This is a genomic window from Halomonas sp. 18071143 (genome assembly GCF_019211725.1).
In the GTDB taxonomy this organism is placed as follows: Bacteria; Pseudomonadota; Gammaproteobacteria; order Pseudomonadales; family Halomonadaceae; genus Vreelandella; species Vreelandella stevensii.
The window spans coordinates 2,097,270-2,113,820 of the sequence record NZ_CP078120.1 but is presented as its reverse complement, the minus strand read 5'-3'; the positions used below and the strand labels follow the sequence as shown (position 1 = coordinate 2,113,820).

Genomic DNA, 16,551 nt, shown 5'->3' with positions numbered 1-16,551 from the left:
TGACCATGCTATGGAGTACGTTACTCAACAGGAGGCAAGGATGCGATACAACCAGGTGAAGGATCTCATGGAGTGGGCCGCCGGTTACCACGCGCGCATGGCGCGCCAGTACAGTGCCGCGGCCGATGCCGCCGAGCACGAGCGTCTTGCCATGGCGCTCAACTACCTCGCCAGCAGCGAGTTGACCATGAAGTCTGGGCTCGAAGCGCTGTTTCATGATGGGTCGGATCAGCGTGAAGTGCTGGAGCTATGGTTCGACGAATCGGGTGACTTCCCTCAGCCTCCGCTGCTGGAGGCGCTGGCCGAGCAGGACGTGGCCGGATCGCTGGACGAGCTGACCGCCACGGCGGTGGAGTCACATCATCAGCTTCAGCGTCTCTATGAACATCGTGCATCGCGGGCCAAGGTGGCGCCAGAAGAGACGTTCTTCACGACCCTGGCCCAGGGGCATGCCGCCGAAGCGCGCAAGCTGGTGGCCAGCCTGCAGGAGCTGGAAGGCGTCTGACAGGGTGTTACGTTGAAGCACAGTTGGCGGTTGAGATAGCAGGCATTTTGGGCGTTTATTGAAGAGTCGATACGCTGACAAAAGCCGCATGAATAGGGTATAACAGTACCCATCCATGCGTTATTGGCCAGCCGTGCCTTGCCTTTCGCGCTGACCCATTTTCGAGAGCAACAATGATGCCTGTAAACCGTCGCCGATTTTTGGCGCTGGCACTGGGCTGGCCTGTAGTGGCCAGTGCAGCGGCTACCAGTGCCCTGCCTGATTACGAGTCTACCGATCTGGTCGCCACCTTGCTGGCCAGAGCAGACGTGCCCCGTCACAGCAACGAGGTGTGGGTGCTGGTAGACGACAAGGAAGCGACGCTTAGCGTGTTTCGCGGCCATGCCCTGGTAGAGCGATTTGCGCCGGTATCGCTCGGCCGTGGCGGCGCCAGGACCCACCGTATACGCGGCGGTAACGTGACGCCGCTGGGTGAGTTTAGAATTAATCGATTTAATTTCGAAAGCCAGTGGCATATCTTCATTGGTATCGATTATCCTACGCCACCTCACGCGCGCATGGCGCTCGAAAAAGGCATCTACTCCCAGGCGGACTACGAGGCCTATTTCGACCACTATCGCCGTTACGGCTCCCCACCGCAGGATACCGCGCTGGGGGGAGCCATTGGGATTCACGGCATTGGCCGAGGAGACCCCGATATCCATGGCAACTTCCACTGGACCCAAGGGTGTGTGGCAGTGACCAATGAGCAAATCGAGCGGGTTGCCGAGCTAGTAGGAGTTGGCACACGCGTGGTGATCCGCTAGGCTTATGTTGTTGAAGGAAGTTCCAGGTTTTTGGACACGCGACTATAGACAACCGCTGTGGTCTATTATAAAACAGCGTTTGACTTGCGTACCCCACGGGTAAGCCCTGGTACAAGTCGGTGAAAAGAACCTGCATCGCAGGTAGACAAATCTAAGCTAATAATTTAGCTTTATTTTTTGTCATACCCTTAAACGTAGTACCCAAGGAAGACTCAAGGAGAACATCATGACTCTTAAGACTGCTCTGAAAATGACCGCCGCTGCCGCTTCTCTGGCAATCCTGGCTGGCTGTGCTTCTACCAGCGCTCTGGAAGAAGTTCGCTTGACTGCTGAATCTGCACAGGCTGACGCTGCAGAAGCTCGCAGCATGGCTTCACAGGCTCTGAACACTGCAAACCAGGCTCAGCGCGACGCGCAAGCTGCCCTGCAGATGTCTGAGCAGAACCGTGAAGAAATGAACCGCATGTTCCAGCGTTCCATGCAGAAGTAATTCTGCCTGGGCCGTCAGGTTCGTCAAGAACCCAACGGCTGCTGTTAGATGTGAAAAAACCCCGCCAACTGGCGGGGTTTTTTTTGGCGTTTATTCAGGTTTTGCTTTCATTCCTGTCGCCAATCGTCGAGCGAGCTTGGCGGAAGATGCCAGGGCCGCCAGAGGCGGCCCTGGAAGGCATTAAGCGTCGCCTTCGATACGAACTACGGTAGACAGCTCGATGTCGCCTAGAATGCCTTCCAGCTGCGGCTGCTGCGCTTCAGGCTGGGGCTGTTCTTCAACGGCGGCTTGCGGGCCGTGAAGCGCGACAAAACGGCCGTCAGGCTCGGCGATGGCGCGCTGGATCTGGGCTTCGTCGATATCCACCTGGTCTTCCACCAGGGCGTTCAGGCGCTCCATGGCGTCGCGCAGGGGCTCAGAGCCTTCGACGTTCTCTTCCAGCTGCGGGTAAGACTGCACGAACAGCGTGCCGTCAGCCGCCCAGCCTGCCTTGAAGGGAGCATCCATCAGGTTGACCTGAGTGCCGCTGGGCAGGCGCTCGTAGAGCGACTCGATATCTTCGGGGTACATGCGGATACAGCCGCGGCTGGCGCGCATGCCGACGCCGTCAGGACGGTTGGTGCCGTGAATCAGGTAGCTCGGCATGGCCAGCAGGATCGCGTGGCGGCCCAGCGGGTTGTCAGGGCCTGGCGGTACGATGGCCGGGGCAGGCTCGCCACGCTCGGCGGCTTCACGGCGCATGGAGGCGGGCGGTGCCCAGGCGGGGTCCTTGACCTTGACGGTGGTGCGGGTAATGCCGACCGGGGTGGCGAAACCGTCACGACCGACGCTGACCGGGTAGGTCTCGACGATGCCGGGGTTGTTGGCCGGGTAGTAGTACAGGCGCAGTTCCGACAGGTTCACCACCACCCCTTCACGCGGTGCGGGGGGTAGGATGTATTGGGCCGGAATGACGATTTCCGTGCCTTCGCCAGGTACCCACATGCTGACGCCAGGGTTCGCCATGCGGATCTCTTCGTAGCCGATGTTGTGGCGACGAGCGATGTCGATCAGGGTCTCTTCGGGGTTGTCCACCGTTACCGTGTAGTACTCACCGATGATGTCACCCTGCTCGGGCAGGCGAAAATGCCCGCGTGGCAGTTCCTGGCGTGCCTCGGCGACCTGTTCGGCACCGGCAGTGGCTTCACTGCTGACCGCAGCCTGCTCTGAAGCAGGCTGGGCATAAGCAGGGCCGGTCAAGCTGGCGGCCAGCAGGACCGCCAGACTGGTGGGGCCCCAACGGTTGATGATCTTGCGAGTCTTCATGGTCATTCCTAATCAAGTATGCACTGCAGAGACGCCTGGCGGTGGTTGGCCATGCGTTGGCAGGGTTGTCTGCTTAATGACAAGTTTGCCCCAAGGTTCACGCCTTCGCTACTTTTTGATTAAGGGTGTTTAACAGTGTTTCAACCTTCTCAAAGCGTTGTTCGGCGGTTTCCATCGTAAATTCAAATCGTAAGGTATCGGAGCCGTCCAGGCGGTAGTGCTGCGGGGAGGTCTGGATCAGCGTCACCAGGGTCAATGGGTCGACCTGGGTAGAGCCGTCGAACAGCACTCGACCCCGGGATTCACCGGCCTCGATGCGAGCAATACCGAGCTGTTCGGCGCGCTGGCGCAGCCGCGTCTGGCGAATCAGGTTCTTCAACGGCTGGGGCAGCAGGCCGAAACGGTCGATCAGCTCCACCTGCAGCTCTTTGAGTTCACCATCCGATTGGGTATTGGCAATACGCTTGTACATCACCAGGCGCTGCTGCACGTCGTGCAGATAGTCGTCGGGGATCAGCGCGGGTAAGTTGAGGCTGATTTCCACGCCGGTGTTGAAGGGGGCGTCGATGTTGGGCGTCTTGCCTGCCCGAATGGCCTTCACGGCGCGGTCGAGCATCTCCATATAGAGTGAGTAGCCGATGGTTTCCATCTGGCCGCTCTGCTCGTCGCCCAGCAGCTCCCCGGCACCGCGAATTTCCATGTCGTGGCTGGCCAGGGTAAAGCCCGCGCCCAGGTCGTCGGAGGCGCTGATGGCTTCCAGGCGTTTGACGGCATCCCGGGTCATTGCCTTCGGCGAAGGCGTGAGCAGATAGGCGTAGGCCTGGTGGTGGCTGCGGCCCACGCGCCCCCGCAGCTGGTGCAGCTGGGCCAGGCCGAACTTGTCGGCACGCTCGATCAGAATGGTGTTGGCGCTCGGCACGTCGATGCCGGTTTCGATGATGGTCGAACACACCAGCACGTTGAAGCGCCGATGATAAAAGTCGGACATCACGCGTTCCAGGCTACGCTCTGGCAGCTGGCCGTGGGCCACCGCCACTCGCGCTTCCGGCACCAGCTCGCGAATCTGTTCGGCGGCGTTTTCGATGGTCTTGACTTCGTTGTGCAGGAAGTAGACCTGGCCGCCGCGCAGAATTTCCCGCAGCAGGGCCTCCTTGATCACGCTGTCGTCGCGCTGCTGGACGAAGGTTTTGACCGATAGGCGCCGGGCGGGTGGCGTCGCGATGATGGAGAGGTCGCGAATGCCGCTCATCGCCATGTTCAGCGTTCTCGGGATGGGCGTGGCGGTCAGCGTGAGAATGTCGATCTCGGCCCGCAGGGTCTTGAGCTTCTCCTTCTGGGCGACGCCAAAACGGTGCTCCTCATCGATGATCAGTAGCCCCATTTTGGGCAGCTCGACGCTCTTGGACAGCAGCTTGTGGGTGCCGATGACGATATCGGTCTGCCCGCTCTTGATGCTCTCCAGGGTCTGGGTCATCTCTTTGCCGCCGGTAAAGCGCGAGATCAGGCTGATGTTCACCGCCGTGTCGGCAAAGCGGTCACGGAAGTTTTCGAAATGCTGGCGTGCCAGCAGGGTAGTGGGCACCAGGACCACCACCTGCCTGCCCGACTGAACGGCCAGGAACGCTGCGCGCATGGCGACTTCGGTCTTGCCGAAGCCCACGTCGCCGCACACCACGCGGTCCATGGGCTGGGGCGATACCATGTCGCTGATCACCGCTTCGATGGCGGCCTGTTGGTCGGGAGTCTCCTCGAAGGGGAAGCTGGCCGCGAAGCGCGCGTACTCCTCGCCGGGGGCTTCGTAGACCACCCCTTGCTGGGCCTCGCGCCGGGCGTAAATGTCGAGCAGTTCGGCGGCGGTATCGCGAATCTTCTCGGCGGCCTTGCGGCGGGCCTTCTCCCATTGGTCGGAGCCCAGTTTGTGCAGCGGTGCCAGCTCGTCGTCGGCACCGCTATAGCGAGAAATCAGGTGCAGGCTGTCCACCGGCACGTACAGCTTGGCGCCATCGGCATAGGAGAGCGCCAGAAACTCGTTGGCCTGGCCCCCGGCTTCCAGGGTTTCCAGGCCCAGATAGCGGCCCACCCCGTGGGCCTGGTGGACCACCGGCGCCCCCTCGCGGAGTTCCGACAGATGACGCACGGCCAGTTCGTTGTCATCGGTGGCTTTCTCGCGGCGGCGGCTCTGTCGTACTACGTCGCCGAACAGCTCGGTTTCGCTGATCACCGCCAGGTCGGGCGTTTCCAGCCACAGGCCGCTGGCCACCAGGCTTTCGGTGATGGCCAGCGGCTGGTCACCTTTCAGGAAGGCGTGGAAGTTCTCCACGTGGGGTAGCGAGAGCTTGAGCGGCGCCAGCACTTCCTCCAGTGCTTCTCGGCGACCACGAGATTCCGCCACGAACAGCAGGCGCGTACCGGGTTGCGCCGCCATGAAGCTTGCCAGCTCGGCCAGCGGCTGTTTGGCTCGCGCATTGATGGCCAGCGAGGGCAGGGCACGGGCCTGGGGTGCCAGCGCATGGCGCTGCTGCTCGTCCTCGGTGAACTCCACTCTGGGCCGTGCCTTGATGGCGGCAAACACGTCGCTGACCGGAAAGAACGCACGATGGGGCGGCAGTAGGGGGCGTGTCGGGTCGACGCCCAGATTGACGTAGCGCGCTTCGATGGCCTGCCAGTGCTGTTCGGCGGCAGCGAAGACGCCCGGCAGCAGGGCGATCCGAGTGTCGTCTGTCACGTGGTCGAACAGCGAGGCGGTTTCGTCGAAGAACAGCGGCAGGTACTGCTCCAGTCCCGGTGAAGGAATGGCCTTCAGGGCGTCGTTGTAGAGTGGGCACTGGCGCGGGTCGACGTCGAACAGGGTCTCGAACTGCTCGCGGAAGCAGGCAATGGCGCTGCGGCTCAGCGAGTACTCGTGGGCGGGCAGCAGTTCGATGCCGTCGATTTTGCCGGTAGAGCGCTGGCTGCCCGGGTCGAAGTGGCGCAGGGTGTCGATCTCGTCATCGAACAGGTCGATACGAATCGGCTCGTCTATGCCCATGGCGAACAGGTCGATGATGGCCCCGCGCATGGCGTATTCGCCCGGCTCGTAGACCGTTTCCACCGCGCGATAGCCCGCCCGTGAAAGCGATTCGCGGAAGCTCTCCCGGTCGAGCCTGGCGCCGGACTGCAAGGTCATGACGCGGCCTGCAATGTAGGACACCGGTGGCAGACGCTGCATCAGTGTATTGATGGGCACCAGCACGATGCCGCGGGCGCCGTCCTGTAGCTGCCTCAGCGTGCGCAGGCGGGCGGAGATAATATCCTGGTGCGGTGAAAAACTGTCGTAAGGCAGCGTTTCCCAGTCGGGGAGCGGCAGGACCGGCACGCTGCTGTAAAAAGCCAGGTCCTGCTCCAGGCGTTGAGCGCTGGCAGTATTGGGGGTGATCACCAGTAACAGGGCTTTGGTGGCTACCTGGGCCAGTGCCAGCGCGGTGGCGCTGCCCGGCGGCGCTTTCAGGTAGAGCGTATCGCGTATCCCTTGCGGCTGAGGCGGTTCGAGCAGAGAAAAAGAGGTCATGGAGTCGGCTTCGTTTTGCGCTGGAACGGAACCAGAATCATACACGAACGACACTTTTACGCAGCGCCTTTTGGCCCGTGGGCCGGGCGGGGTCGTCATCGCGCGTTGCATCATGGGTGTTTGTAGTCAATGCCCTATTTCTGTAATACCCCTACATCCTGTGCGACTATCCATTCATTGCAGCCACGCTGCTGGCTTCGGATAATGCCCCCTGAAAATCCCCCTTTACTACCAATGAGGCCGCCCGTGAGTCAGCAAACTCTCGACAACGTTTTCCAGGATTGGCAGAACAACGAAGCTCTGGCTGAGCAAATGATCCCGCTGGTCGGGAAGTTGTATCGCCAGAACAATGTTGTCGCCACCATGTTCGGACGTTCTCTGATCAAGCGGTCGGTGATTCGGATTCTTAAAGACCATCGTTTCGTGCGCAAGATCGAGGGCACCGAGCTGTCCGTGGAAGATACCTTCCCAATCGTCGAGGCCATGAGCGAGATGAACCTGGGGCCGGCCCACGTCGATGTAGGCAAGCTGGCGGTGATGTTCAAGCGCCAGGGCGGCGGTGATCTGAACGCCTTCCTGCGCGGTGAGCTGAGCGATATCATCGATGGCTACCAGCCCGGTGCCAGTACCGGCGAGCCCCAGGACGTGGTGCTTTACGGGTTTGGCCGTATCGGTCGCCTGCTGGCCCGTATCATGGTCGAAAAAGCCGGTGGCGGCAACCTGTTGCGTTTGCGTGCCATCGTGGTGCGTGGCCGTGGCGACGTGGGCAAGGACCTCGAGAAGCGCGCCAGCCTGCTGCGTCGTGATTCTGTCCATGGGCCCTTCGATGGCACCATCACGGTAGACGCCGAAGCGCGTACGCTGACCATCAACGGTAACGTGGTTCAGGTGATCTACGCCGATTCGCCCAGCGAGATCGACTATACCGCTTACGGTATCCATAACGCCGTGGTGGTGGACAACACCGGTATCTGGCGTGACGAAGCGGGCCTGGGCCAGCACCTGGAGTGCAAGGGCGCAGCCAAGGCGCTGCTCACGGCGCCGGGCAAAGGCGATATCAAGAACGTCGTGTTTGGCATCAACCACGAAACCATCGGCGAAAGCGACCGCATCGTATCGGCGGCGTCGTGCACTACCAACGCCATCGTGCCGGTGCTGAAAGTGCTCAACGATGAGTTCGGTGTGGTGACCGGCCATGTGGAAACCGTGCATGCCTACACCAATGACCAGAACCTGATCGACAACTACCACAAGGGTGACCGTCGCGGACGCAGCGCTGCCCTGAACATGGTATTGACCGAGACCGGTGCAGCCAAGGCCGTCGCCAAGGCGCTGCCCGAGCTGGAAGGCAAACTGACCGGCAACGCCATCCGTGTGCCCACGCCCAACGTCTCCATGGCAATTCTGAACCTGACCCTGGAGAAGGGCACCGATGCGGTGGCGCTTAACGACTACCTGCGTCGTATGTCCATCGATTCGTCCTATCAGAAGCAGATCGACTTCGTCGACTCTGCGGAGGTGGTCTCGTCGGATTTCGTCGGCAACCGTCATGCCGGTATCGTGGACGCCAAGGCGACCATCGCCAACGGCACCCATGCCGTGGTCTACGTTTGGTACGACAACGAATTCGGCTACAGCTGCCAGGTCATCCGCATTCTTCAGCACATGTCCAACGTGCAGTTCCTGAAACTGCCGCGTCAGGCCAGCTGAGCGATCGGGGAGGGTGTTCGACTAATGCAGCATTATTAGATGAAACACCATGCCTTTCAAGCGCCACCTTCGGGTGGCGTTTTTGTATATAGCACTTTCGGAGGCGGTCAGGGATGTGGTCATTGGCCGCGCTTATCTTTATAATACGATGGATTTTTTCGGGGTGGTTCAAGCTTGCTTGGGCCGGACTGGTAACAATCTGAACAGAAAACAAGAATTCGCTGAGCAGAAATTAAGCAATCGAACCCCTTACCTTCGTATATCCGATCCATCAACTGGGCGAGACTATGATCGAAGTCAAAAAAGGCCTGGATCTCCCCATCACGGGAGCGCCTGAGCAGCGTGTTGAAGATGCGCAGCTTGTGCGCCATGTGGCAATCCTGGGCACCGACTACGTTGGCATGAAGCCAACGATGGAAGTTCAGGCAGGGGATAAGGTCAAACTAGGCCAGCTGCTCTTCACCGACAAGAAAGTCGACGGCGTGCGCTTCACCGCACCCGCCGCTGGTGAAGTAGTCGCTATCAACCGTGGCGAAAAACGTCGTTTGCTGTCTGTGGTCATTAAAGTCGACGAAAATGAAGAAGCGATGACATTCGCTTCCCATGATCGTGGCACTTTAGGACAGTTGGATCGTCAGACCGTTGTCGACCAACTGGTCGAGTCGGGTCTCTGGACTGCCTTGCGCACCCGTCCCTTCTCGCGCACGCCTGCCATCGACAGCGTTCCTGCCGATATCTTTGTCACCGCCGTGGATACCCATCCGCTCAGCGCTGACCCGGCACTCATCATCAATGAGAACTCCCAGGCATTCGAAGACGGCCTCAAGGTGCTAACCCGCCTGACCGAGGGCAACGTTTTTCTGTGCACGGGTGCCAACGCATCACTGCCCGGTAGCGATGTCAGCGGCGTCAAGACCGAAAGCTTTGCCGGGCCGCACCCTGCGGGTCTGGTCGGCACGCACATTCACTACCTGTCGCCTGTCGCGCTGCACAAGAAAGTGTGGCACATCGGTTATCAGGACGTGATCGCGTTCGGCAAACTGTTCGTGGAAGGCAAGCTGGACGTCTCCCGCATCGTCGCGGTGGGCGGCCCACGCGCTGAGAAACCTCGTCTGCTGCGCACCCGTGTGGGCGCCAGTACCCAGGAACTCCTGGCAGGCGAAGTGATTCAGCCCGAGGACACTCGCGTCATCTCCGGTTCGGTATTTTCAGGCTTTGCCGCCGAGGGCAATATCACTTATCTGGGTCGCTTCCATAATCAGATCAGCTTGTTGGAAGAGGGTAACAAGCGCACCTTCATGGGATGGCTCTCGCTGGGTGCGAACCGTCACTCCATCATGGGCATCTATCTGTCCAGGTTCAAAGGCCTGAGCAACTACGCGCCGACCACTTCCACCAATGGCTCCGAGCGTGCCATGGTGCCGGTGGGCAACTACGAGCGCGTCATGCCGTTGGATATCATGCCGACGCAGCTGCTGCGTTCGCTGATTGTGGGCGACATTGAGGTTGCCATGCAGCTCGGGTGTCTGGAGCTGGACGAAGAGGACCTGGCGCTGTGTACCTATGTTTGCCCCGGCAAATACGAGTACGGCCCCATCCTGCGTGACAATCTCACCATGATCGAGAAAGAGGCCTGATGATGGGTATTCGACAAACACTCGATAATCTCGAGCCGCATTTCCACAAGGGTGGCAAGTACGAGAAGTTCTATCCGCTGTACGAAGCGGTAGACACCATCTTCTACACCCCCCCGAGTGTCGCCAAGACCACTGCCCACGTTCGTGACGGCGTCGACCTGAAACGCATCATGATCACCGTGTGGATGTGTACTTTCCCGGCCATGTTCTTCGGTATGTGGAGCGCTGGCTGGCAAGCCAATACCGCCATCGAAGCAGGCTATGCTTCCATGGGCGGCTGGCGCGAAGCGATCATGATGACCCTGGCGGGTGGCCATGATCCGGGTAGTCTGTGGGCCAACTTTGTCCTCGGTGCCACCTACTTCCTGCCCATCTATCTGGTGACCTTCGCGGTCGGCGGTTTCTGGGAAGTCCTGTTCGCGGTCAAGCGTGGCCACGAAGTCAACGAAGGCTTCTTCGTCACTTCCGTACTGTTCGCACTGATCCTCCCGGCGACCATCCCGCTCTGGCAGGTGGCCCTGGGTATCACCTTCGGTGTGGTGATCGGCAAGGAAATCTTCGGCGGTACTGGCAAGAACTTCCTGAACCCCGCGTTGACTGGTCGTGCCTTCCTCTACTTTGCTTACCCGGCGCAGATTTCCGGCGACGCAGTATGGGTGGCCGCCGATGGCTACTCGGGAGCCACCGCGCTTTCTGTGGCCTTCCAGGACGGTATGACGGCATTGACCAACTCCCTTAGCTGGTGGGACGCATTCCTGGGCTTTATGCCCGGCTCGGTAGGTGAGGTCTCGGCGCTGGCCATCTTTATCGGTGGTGCGGTATTACTGTGGACCGGTGTTGCATCGTGGCGAATCATGCTTGGGGTGTTCCTGGGTATGGTAGTGACCAGCACACTGTTCAACCTGATTGGCTCCGAGACTAACCCGATGTTCGCCATGCCGTGGTACTGGCACCTTGTGATTGGCGGCTTCGCGTTTGGTATGGTGTTTATGGCAACGGACCCTGTGTCTGCTTCCATGACCAACCAGGGGCGTTTGGTGTTTGGCGCGCTAATCGGTGTGATGACGGTGCTGATCCGCGTGGTGAACCCGGCATTCCCGGAAGGCATCATGCTGGCCATCCTGTTTGCCAACCTGTTCGCACCGCTGATTGACCACATGTTCGTCCAGGCCAATGTCAAGCGCCGTCTCAAGCGTACTGGCACACCGGCCGAGGAGACTGCCTAATGGCACAAGGTAACAACTCCATCAAGAAAGTACTGATCGTAGCGTTTTCGCTGTGCATCGTGTGCTCGGTCATCGTTTCGACGGCGGCCGTGGCACTGCGCCCTGCGCAGCAGCTCAATCAGGAACTCGACCGTAAGACCAATATCCTGCGCGTTGCCAATCTTTACGAAAGGGGCATGGACGTCGAAGCCGCTTTCCGTGAAGTAACACCACGCGTGGTCAACCTCGAAACGGGCGAGTACTCGGATCAGCACGATCCCGAGACCTTCGACGGCTTCGAAGCTCGTCGTGATCCGGCGGCCTCGCGCACTCTGTCAGGTCAGCGTGACCCGGCAGGCTTGTCGCGGGTCGAAAATTACGCCACCGTTTACCTGGTGGGCGACCCGGACAGCCCCGAGCAGATCATTCTGCCCATCCGTGGCCAGGGCCTGTGGGGCCTGATGCGCGGCTTCCTGTCGGTCGAAGGTGACGGTAATACCATCGTCGGTATCACCTACTTCGAGCACAGTGAAACGCCAGGGCTGGGTGCCGAGGTCAACAACCCCCGTTGGCAGGCTCAGTGGGAAGGCAAGCAGATCTTCGACGAAGAGGGTGATATGGTACCGGCTATCCGTGTCGTGAAGGGTAGTGGTAGCGGTGACCATGAAGTCGACGGCCTGTCGGGTGCCACCCTGACCGCTAACGGTGTTAACAACATGCTGCAGTTCTGGCTGAGCCCGGAAGGCTTCGGTGAATACCTGGCCAAGTTCCGCAGCGGCGTTGACCAGGAAGACGTTCAGGACGCTGACGTCGAACTCGAAGCGGAAGGAGCTTGATCATGGCGGACGTAAATGCAAAAAGCGTCTTGACGGCGCCGATCTTCAAGAATAACCCGATTGCCCTGCAGATCCTCGGTATCTGTTCTGCGCTGGCGGTGACCACCAGCATGAGCGTATCGCTGGTCATGGCCCTGGCGGTAATCTTCGTAACGGCTTTCTCGAACCTGTTCGTATCGTTGATTCGGAACCACATTCCGTCCTCGATCCGTATCATCGTTCAGATGACGATCATCGCCTCGTTGGTTATCGTGGTCGATCAGATTCTGAAAGCCTACGCCTACGAAATGTCCAAGCAGCTGTCGGTCTTCGTCGGTCTGATCATCACCAACTGTATCGTCATGGGACGTGCAGAAGGTTTTGCCATGACCAACTCTCCCGGCATGTCCTTCCTGGACGGTATCGGTAACGGCCTGGGCTACGGTTTCGTTCTGATGGTCGTTGGCTTCTTCCGTGAACTGCTGGGTGCGGGCAGCATCTTTGGCTTCACCGTACTGCCCACCGTGCAAAACGGCGGCTGGTACGTGCCGAACGGTCTGCTGCTGTTGCCGCCGTCTGCCTTCTTCATCATCGGTCTGTTGATCTGGGCAATTCGTGCCTACAACCCCGAGCAGGTAGAAGAGAACGAGTTCAAGATGAAGCACAACACCAAGCCGAAGGAGGCTGTGTAACATGGAACACTATCTAAGCCTTTTCGTTGCTTCGGTTTTCGTCGAGAACCTGGCGCTGGCTTTCTTCCTCGGTATGTGTACCTTCCTGGCGGTTTCCAAGAAGGTCTCGGCGGCATTCGGTCTGGGCATCGCGGTCATCGTGGTACTGACCATTGCCGTACCGGTGAACAACCTGGTATTCAACCTGCTGCTGGCAGAGGGCGCACTGACCTGGACGGGTATCAGCGGTGCAGAGAACATCGATCTCTCGTTCCTTGGCCTGCTGAGCTACATCGGTGTTATTGCTGCGCTGGTGCAGATCCTGGAGATGTTCCTGGATAAATACGTACCTGCGCTGTACAACGCGCTGGGCGTATTCCTGCCGCTGATCACCGTAAACTGCGCCATTCTTGGTGGCGTACTGTTCATGGTGGAGCGTAACTACAACTTCGGCGAATCCGTCATGTACGGCTTCGGTTCGGGAGTAGGCTGGGCGCTGGCCATTACCGCGCTGGCCGGTATCCGCGAGAAGCTGAAGTATAGCGACGTGCCTGGCGGCCTGCAGGGTCTGGGCATCACGTTCATCACCGTTGGCTTGATGTCACTGGGCTTCATGTCCTTCTCGGGCATCCAGCTGTAATCGGAGCCGGTTTTCTCGGCAGCCCCTGGGCTGCCGAGGTATAGAAAACCTTCAGCAATAGGAAACCGACATGGTTGATACATCTGTCATCTTGCTCGGTGTTGTCATGTTCACGATCATCGTCATCAGCTTGACGGCGATCATTCTGGCAGCGCGAAGCAAGCTAGTGAGTAGCGGGGACGTGACGATCGAAGTCAACGGCGACCCCGAGCACACCCTGAGAACCCAGGCTGGCGGCAAGCTGCTGAACACCCTGGCGGCCAACGGCATCTTCCTGTCGTCTGCCTGTGGTGGCGGCGGTTCTTGCGCCCAGTGTAAATGCCGAGTGGAAGAGGGCGGCGGCTCGATCCTGCCCACCGAAGAATCTCACTTCACCATGCGTGAGAAGAAAGAGGGCTGGCGTCTTTCCTGTCAGGTACCTGTGAAGCAGGACATGAAAGTGGAAGTGCCGGAAGAAGTCTTCGGCGTGAAGAAGTGGGAAACCGAAGTCACCGCCAACCCCAACGTGGCGACCTTCATCAAGGAGCTGAACCTGAAGCTGCCCGAAGGTGAAGAAGTGGCCTTCCGTGCGGGTGGTTACGTGCAGCTGGTGGCACCGCCTTACGATATCAAGTTCTCCGATTTCGACATCGAAGAAGAGTATCGTGGCGACTGGGAAAAATTCGGCCTGTTCGATATTACCCACAAGAACAACGAGGAAGTCATCCGCGCCTACTCCATGGCGAACTATCCGGAAGAGAAAGGCCTCCTCAAGTTCAACATCCGTATCGCCACGCCGCCTCCGGGCAGCAGCCATCCGCCTGGCCTGATGTCTACCTACGTCTTCAACCTGAAGCCGGGTGACAAGGTAACGGTCATGGGTCCGTTTGGTGAGTTCTTCGCCAAGGACACCGACGCGGAAATGGTCTTCATCGGTGGTGGTGCCGGTATGGCCCCGATGCGTAGCCATATCTTCGACCAGCTCAAGCGACTGAAGTCGGACCGCAAGATTTCGTTCTGGTACGGTGCGCGCTCCTGGCGCGAGACCTTCTACAACGAAGAGTACGACCAGTTGGCCGAAGAGTTCCCGAACTTCAAGTGGCATCTGGCGCTGTCCGATCCGCAGCCGGAAGACAGCTGGGAAGGCCCGACGGGCTTCATCCACAACGTGCTGTACGAAAACTATCTGAAGGACCACCCGGCGCCTGAAGATTGCGAGTACTACATGTGTGGGCCGCCCATGATGAACGCTTCCGTCATCAAGCTGCTGCTTGATATGGGAGTCGAGCCGGAAAACATCCTGCTGGATGACTTCGGCGGCTAAGGTAGCGCAGACGCGCTCCACAACGGGGCTGACCTTCGGGTCAGCCCCGTTGGCGTTTATGCCTGATCATTTTGTGTTGGCTGAGGTACAATAGGGCCAACTTTCAAGGCACTTATTGGCCCAACCGTGGTCGGCAGGTGTGATCATTCAACGATACTAGCAACACTGCTGGGAGAACATCATGGCAATCTGGCTACTGGTATTTGGCTTCATGGCGCTGGTAATGACCGCAATGGCGGTGGGCGTATTGATGGGACGCAAGCCCATTGCAGGCTCCTGTGGCGGGCTCAACCAGCTCGGTTTGAAGGACGGCTGTGATATCTGCGGCGGCAAGGACGAAGTATGCGAGGAAGAGAACCGCAAGCGTAGCAGTGCGCGCCGTCGCAGCGACGAAAGCCGCGGTGCCGACCTGGGTTACGATGCCACGCGTCGCTAAGCTCCCGTTTATTTTCAAGGAGAACGAAACCCTATGGCGGTTCATAATTATGATGTCGTGGTCATCGGTACTGGCCCGGCGGGCGAGAGCGCTGCCATCAACGCAGCCAAGCATGGCATGCGCGTGGCCATCATCGAAAAGCAAGCGCAGGTAGGGGGTAACTGTACCCACTGGGGCACGATTCCTTCCAAGGCGTTGCGCCATCAGGTCAAGCAGATCATGGCCTTCAACACCAACCGCATGTTCCGCGACATCGGTGAACCCCGCTGGTTCTCGTTTCCCAAAGTGATGGAGCGCTCTCGCGGCACCATCGACAAACAGGTCGAAATGCGCACCACCTTCTATGCGCGTAACCGCATCGACCTGTTCCATGGAGTTGCCCGCTTCAAGGACGAACACACCGTGGTGGTGCGTGACCGCCAGGAAGGCATGGAAGAGCTGGTGGCCAAGAAGATCGTCATTGCCACGGGCTCCCGGCCTTACCGCCCGGCAGACATCAACTTCCGCCACCCGCGCATCTACTGCTCGGATACCATTCTCAGCCTGTCGCATACGCCGCGCACCCTGGTGATTTTTGGTGCCGGGGTCATCGGCTGTGAATACGCCTCGATCTTTTCCGGCCTGGGCGTCAAGGTGGACTTGATCAACAACCGCGATAGCCTGCTATCGTTCCTGGACGACGAGATCAGCGATGCGCTGTCGTATCATCTGCGCAAGCACGGCGTGCTGATTCGTCACAACGAAGAGTACGCCAGTGTCGAAGGCGACGAAGCCGGCGTAGTGGTGCGCCTCAAATCCGGCAAGAAAATCCGCGCCGATGCCTTCCTGTGGGCCAACGGCCGCACCGGCAACACCGACAGCCTGGGGCTCGAGAACATCGGCCTGGAGGCCAATGGCCGCGGCCAGCTGAGCGTGGATGAACACTACCGCACGGGGATTCCGCATATCTATGCCGCTGGCGACGTGATTGGTTGGCCAAGTCTGGCCAGTGCCGCCTACGATCAGGGGCTCAACTCGTGCAACGAGCTGCTGGAGAAGGAGTACCGTTTCGTCAGCGACGTGCCGACCGGTATCTATACCATTCCCGAAATCAGCTCCTTTGGCCCCAACGAGCGCGAGCTGACCGAAGCGAAAGTGCCTTACGAAGTCGGCAAGGCGTTTTTCAAGGATACCGCCCGTGCCCAGATCACCGGCGATACGGTCGGCATGCTGAAGATCCTGTTCCACCAGGACACCCTGGAAATTCTCGGCATCCACTGCTTTGGCGACCAGGCATCGGAGATCCTGCACATCGGCATGGCCATCATGCAGCAGGAGGGCAAGGCCAATACGCTCAAGTACTTCGTCAACACCACCTTCAATTACCCCACCATGGCAGAAGCCTACCGAGTGGCGGCGCAAAATGGTCTGAACCGGGTGTTCTAAGCGGTCAGGACGGGCCTTTCTGAAAAGGGTGGCCCCACCGATCAGCTTAGGTGGGA

The 16,551-nt window shown here is 59.4% G+C and carries 14 protein-coding genes; 12 read left to right on the top strand and 2 right to left on the bottom strand.

Features of this window, described 5'->3' with window-relative positions; genetic code table 11:
* Positions 1-40: 40 nt before the first annotated feature.
* From KVY02_RS09875 to KVY02_RS09865, 3 genes are all read left to right on the top strand, one after another.
* Positions 41-505, top strand: coding sequence for a hypothetical protein (locus KVY02_RS09875; protein WP_016914089.1), 465 nt, complete (start codon positions 41-43; stop codon positions 503-505).
* Between the two features lie 173 nt (positions 506-678).
* A complete protein-coding gene (locus KVY02_RS09870) occupies positions 679-1,311 on the top strand; it encodes a L,D-transpeptidase family protein (protein ID WP_081192921.1) in 633 nt (210 codons plus the stop codon).
* A 226-nt stretch (positions 1,312-1,537) separates the two neighbouring features.
* Positions 1,538-1,801, top strand: a complete 264-nt coding sequence (locus tag KVY02_RS09865) for an Lpp/OprI family alanine-zipper lipoprotein (RefSeq protein WP_096922831.1) — start codon at positions 1,538-1,540, stop codon at positions 1,799-1,801.
* A gap of 180 nt (positions 1,802-1,981) precedes the next feature.
* Here KVY02_RS09865 and KVY02_RS09860 read toward each other — a convergent pair whose 3' ends face one another.
* Both KVY02_RS09860 and mfd read right to left on the bottom strand, forming a co-directional pair.
* Positions 1,982-3,106, bottom strand: a complete 1,125-nt coding sequence (locus tag KVY02_RS09860) for a L,D-transpeptidase family protein (protein WP_218313451.1) — start codon at positions 3,104-3,106, stop codon at positions 1,982-1,984.
* Between the two features lie 97 nt (positions 3,107-3,203).
* Complete coding sequence (gene mfd / locus KVY02_RS09855) at positions 3,204-6,653, bottom strand: transcription-repair coupling factor (protein ID WP_218313450.1); 3,450 nt, start codon at positions 6,651-6,653, stop codon at positions 3,204-3,206.
* A gap of 246 nt (positions 6,654-6,899) precedes the next feature.
* On the opposite strand from mfd, the gene KVY02_RS09850 reads away from it, so the two are divergent.
* The 9 genes from KVY02_RS09850 to sthA all read left to right on the top strand — a co-directional run bounded on the left by KVY02_RS09850 (position 6,900) and on the right by sthA (position 16,495).
* Positions 6,900-8,363 (top strand): glyceraldehyde-3-phosphate dehydrogenase, encoded by a 1,464-nt coding sequence (locus KVY02_RS09850; RefSeq protein ID WP_081138941.1) that lies wholly within the window; start codon positions 6,900-6,902, stop codon positions 8,361-8,363.
* 287 nt (positions 8,364-8,650) lie between these two features.
* Positions 8,651-10,000 carry a Na(+)-translocating NADH-quinone reductase subunit A gene (locus KVY02_RS09845; RefSeq protein ID WP_218313449.1) on the top strand — a complete coding sequence of 450 codons (1,350 nt, stop codon included), beginning with the start codon at positions 8,651-8,653 and terminating at the stop codon, positions 9,998-10,000.
* Positions 10,000-11,226, top strand: a complete 1,227-nt coding sequence (locus KVY02_RS09840; RefSeq protein WP_081192925.1) for an NADH:ubiquinone reductase (Na(+)-transporting) subunit B — start codon at positions 10,000-10,002, stop codon at positions 11,224-11,226. Before KVY02_RS09845 ends, KVY02_RS09840 begins: the two co-directional genes overlap by 1 nt.
* Complete coding sequence (locus KVY02_RS09835; RefSeq protein WP_081192927.1) at positions 11,226-12,041, top strand: Na(+)-translocating NADH-quinone reductase subunit C; 816 nt, start codon at positions 11,226-11,228, stop codon at positions 12,039-12,041. The genes KVY02_RS09840 and KVY02_RS09835 overlap by 1 nt, the downstream gene beginning before the upstream one ends.
* A gap of 2 nt (positions 12,042-12,043) precedes the next feature.
* Positions 12,044-12,712 (top strand): NADH:ubiquinone reductase (Na(+)-transporting) subunit D, encoded by a 669-nt coding sequence (locus KVY02_RS09830; RefSeq protein WP_081192929.1) that lies wholly within the window; start codon positions 12,044-12,046, stop codon positions 12,710-12,712.
* A gap of 1 nt (position 12,713) precedes the next feature.
* Positions 12,714-13,331: an NADH:ubiquinone reductase (Na(+)-transporting) subunit E gene (gene nqrE / locus KVY02_RS09825; RefSeq protein WP_039179812.1), complete on the top strand. Its 618-nt coding sequence runs from the start codon at positions 12,714-12,716 to the stop codon at positions 13,329-13,331.
* A 70-nt stretch (positions 13,332-13,401) separates the two neighbouring features.
* Positions 13,402-14,634, top strand: a complete 1,233-nt coding sequence (nqrF, locus tag KVY02_RS09820) for an NADH:ubiquinone reductase (Na(+)-transporting) subunit F (RefSeq protein WP_218313448.1) — start codon at positions 13,402-13,404, stop codon at positions 14,632-14,634.
* Positions 14,635-14,815: 181 nt separating this feature from the next.
* Positions 14,816-15,070, top strand: a complete 255-nt coding sequence (gene nqrM, locus KVY02_RS09815) for a (Na+)-NQR maturation NqrM (RefSeq protein WP_081138950.1) — start codon at positions 14,816-14,818, stop codon at positions 15,068-15,070.
* A gap of 33 nt (positions 15,071-15,103) precedes the next feature.
* On the top strand, positions 15,104-16,495 hold the full coding sequence (gene sthA, locus KVY02_RS09810) for a Si-specific NAD(P)(+) transhydrogenase (protein WP_016914076.1): 1,392 nt from the start codon (positions 15,104-15,106) through the stop codon (positions 16,493-16,495).
* The last annotated feature ends 56 nt before the right edge of the window (positions 16,496-16,551 follow it).

Excerpts from the sequence above, each read along its gene's own strand:
- nqrE (WP_039179812.1), top strand. The coding sequence starts at position 12,714 with ATGGAACACTATCTAAGCCTTTTCGTTGCTTCGGTTTTCGTCGAGAAC.
- KVY02_RS09875 (WP_016914089.1), top strand. The coding sequence starts at position 41 with ATGCGATACAACCAGGTGAAGGATCTCATGGAGTGGGCCGCCGGTTAC.
- nqrF (WP_218313448.1), top strand. The coding sequence starts at position 13,402 with ATGGTTGATACATCTGTCATCTTGCTCGGTGTTGTCATGTTCACGATC.
- KVY02_RS09860 (WP_218313451.1), bottom strand. The coding sequence starts at position 3,106 with ATGAAGACTCGCAAGATCATCAACCGTTGGGGCCCCACCAGTCTGGCG.
- KVY02_RS09835 (WP_081192927.1), top strand. The coding sequence starts at position 11,226 with ATGGCACAAGGTAACAACTCCATCAAGAAAGTACTGATCGTAGCGTTT.
- nqrM (WP_081138950.1), top strand. The coding sequence starts at position 14,816 with ATGGCAATCTGGCTACTGGTATTTGGCTTCATGGCGCTGGTAATGACC.
- KVY02_RS09870 (WP_081192921.1), top strand. The coding sequence starts at position 679 with ATGATGCCTGTAAACCGTCGCCGATTTTTGGCGCTGGCACTGGGCTGG.
- KVY02_RS09865 (WP_096922831.1), top strand. The coding sequence starts at position 1,538 with ATGACTCTTAAGACTGCTCTGAAAATGACCGCCGCTGCCGCTTCTCTG.
- KVY02_RS09830 (WP_081192929.1), top strand. The coding sequence starts at position 12,044 with ATGGCGGACGTAAATGCAAAAAGCGTCTTGACGGCGCCGATCTTCAAG.
- mfd (WP_218313450.1), bottom strand. The coding sequence starts at position 6,653 with ATGACCTCTTTTTCTCTGCTCGAACCGCCTCAGCCGCAAGGGATACGC.
- sthA (WP_016914076.1), top strand. The coding sequence starts at position 15,104 with ATGGCGGTTCATAATTATGATGTCGTGGTCATCGGTACTGGCCCGGCG.
- KVY02_RS09840 (WP_081192925.1), top strand. The coding sequence starts at position 10,000 with ATGATGGGTATTCGACAAACACTCGATAATCTCGAGCCGCATTTCCAC.
- KVY02_RS09845 (WP_218313449.1), top strand. The coding sequence starts at position 8,651 with ATGATCGAAGTCAAAAAAGGCCTGGATCTCCCCATCACGGGAGCGCCT.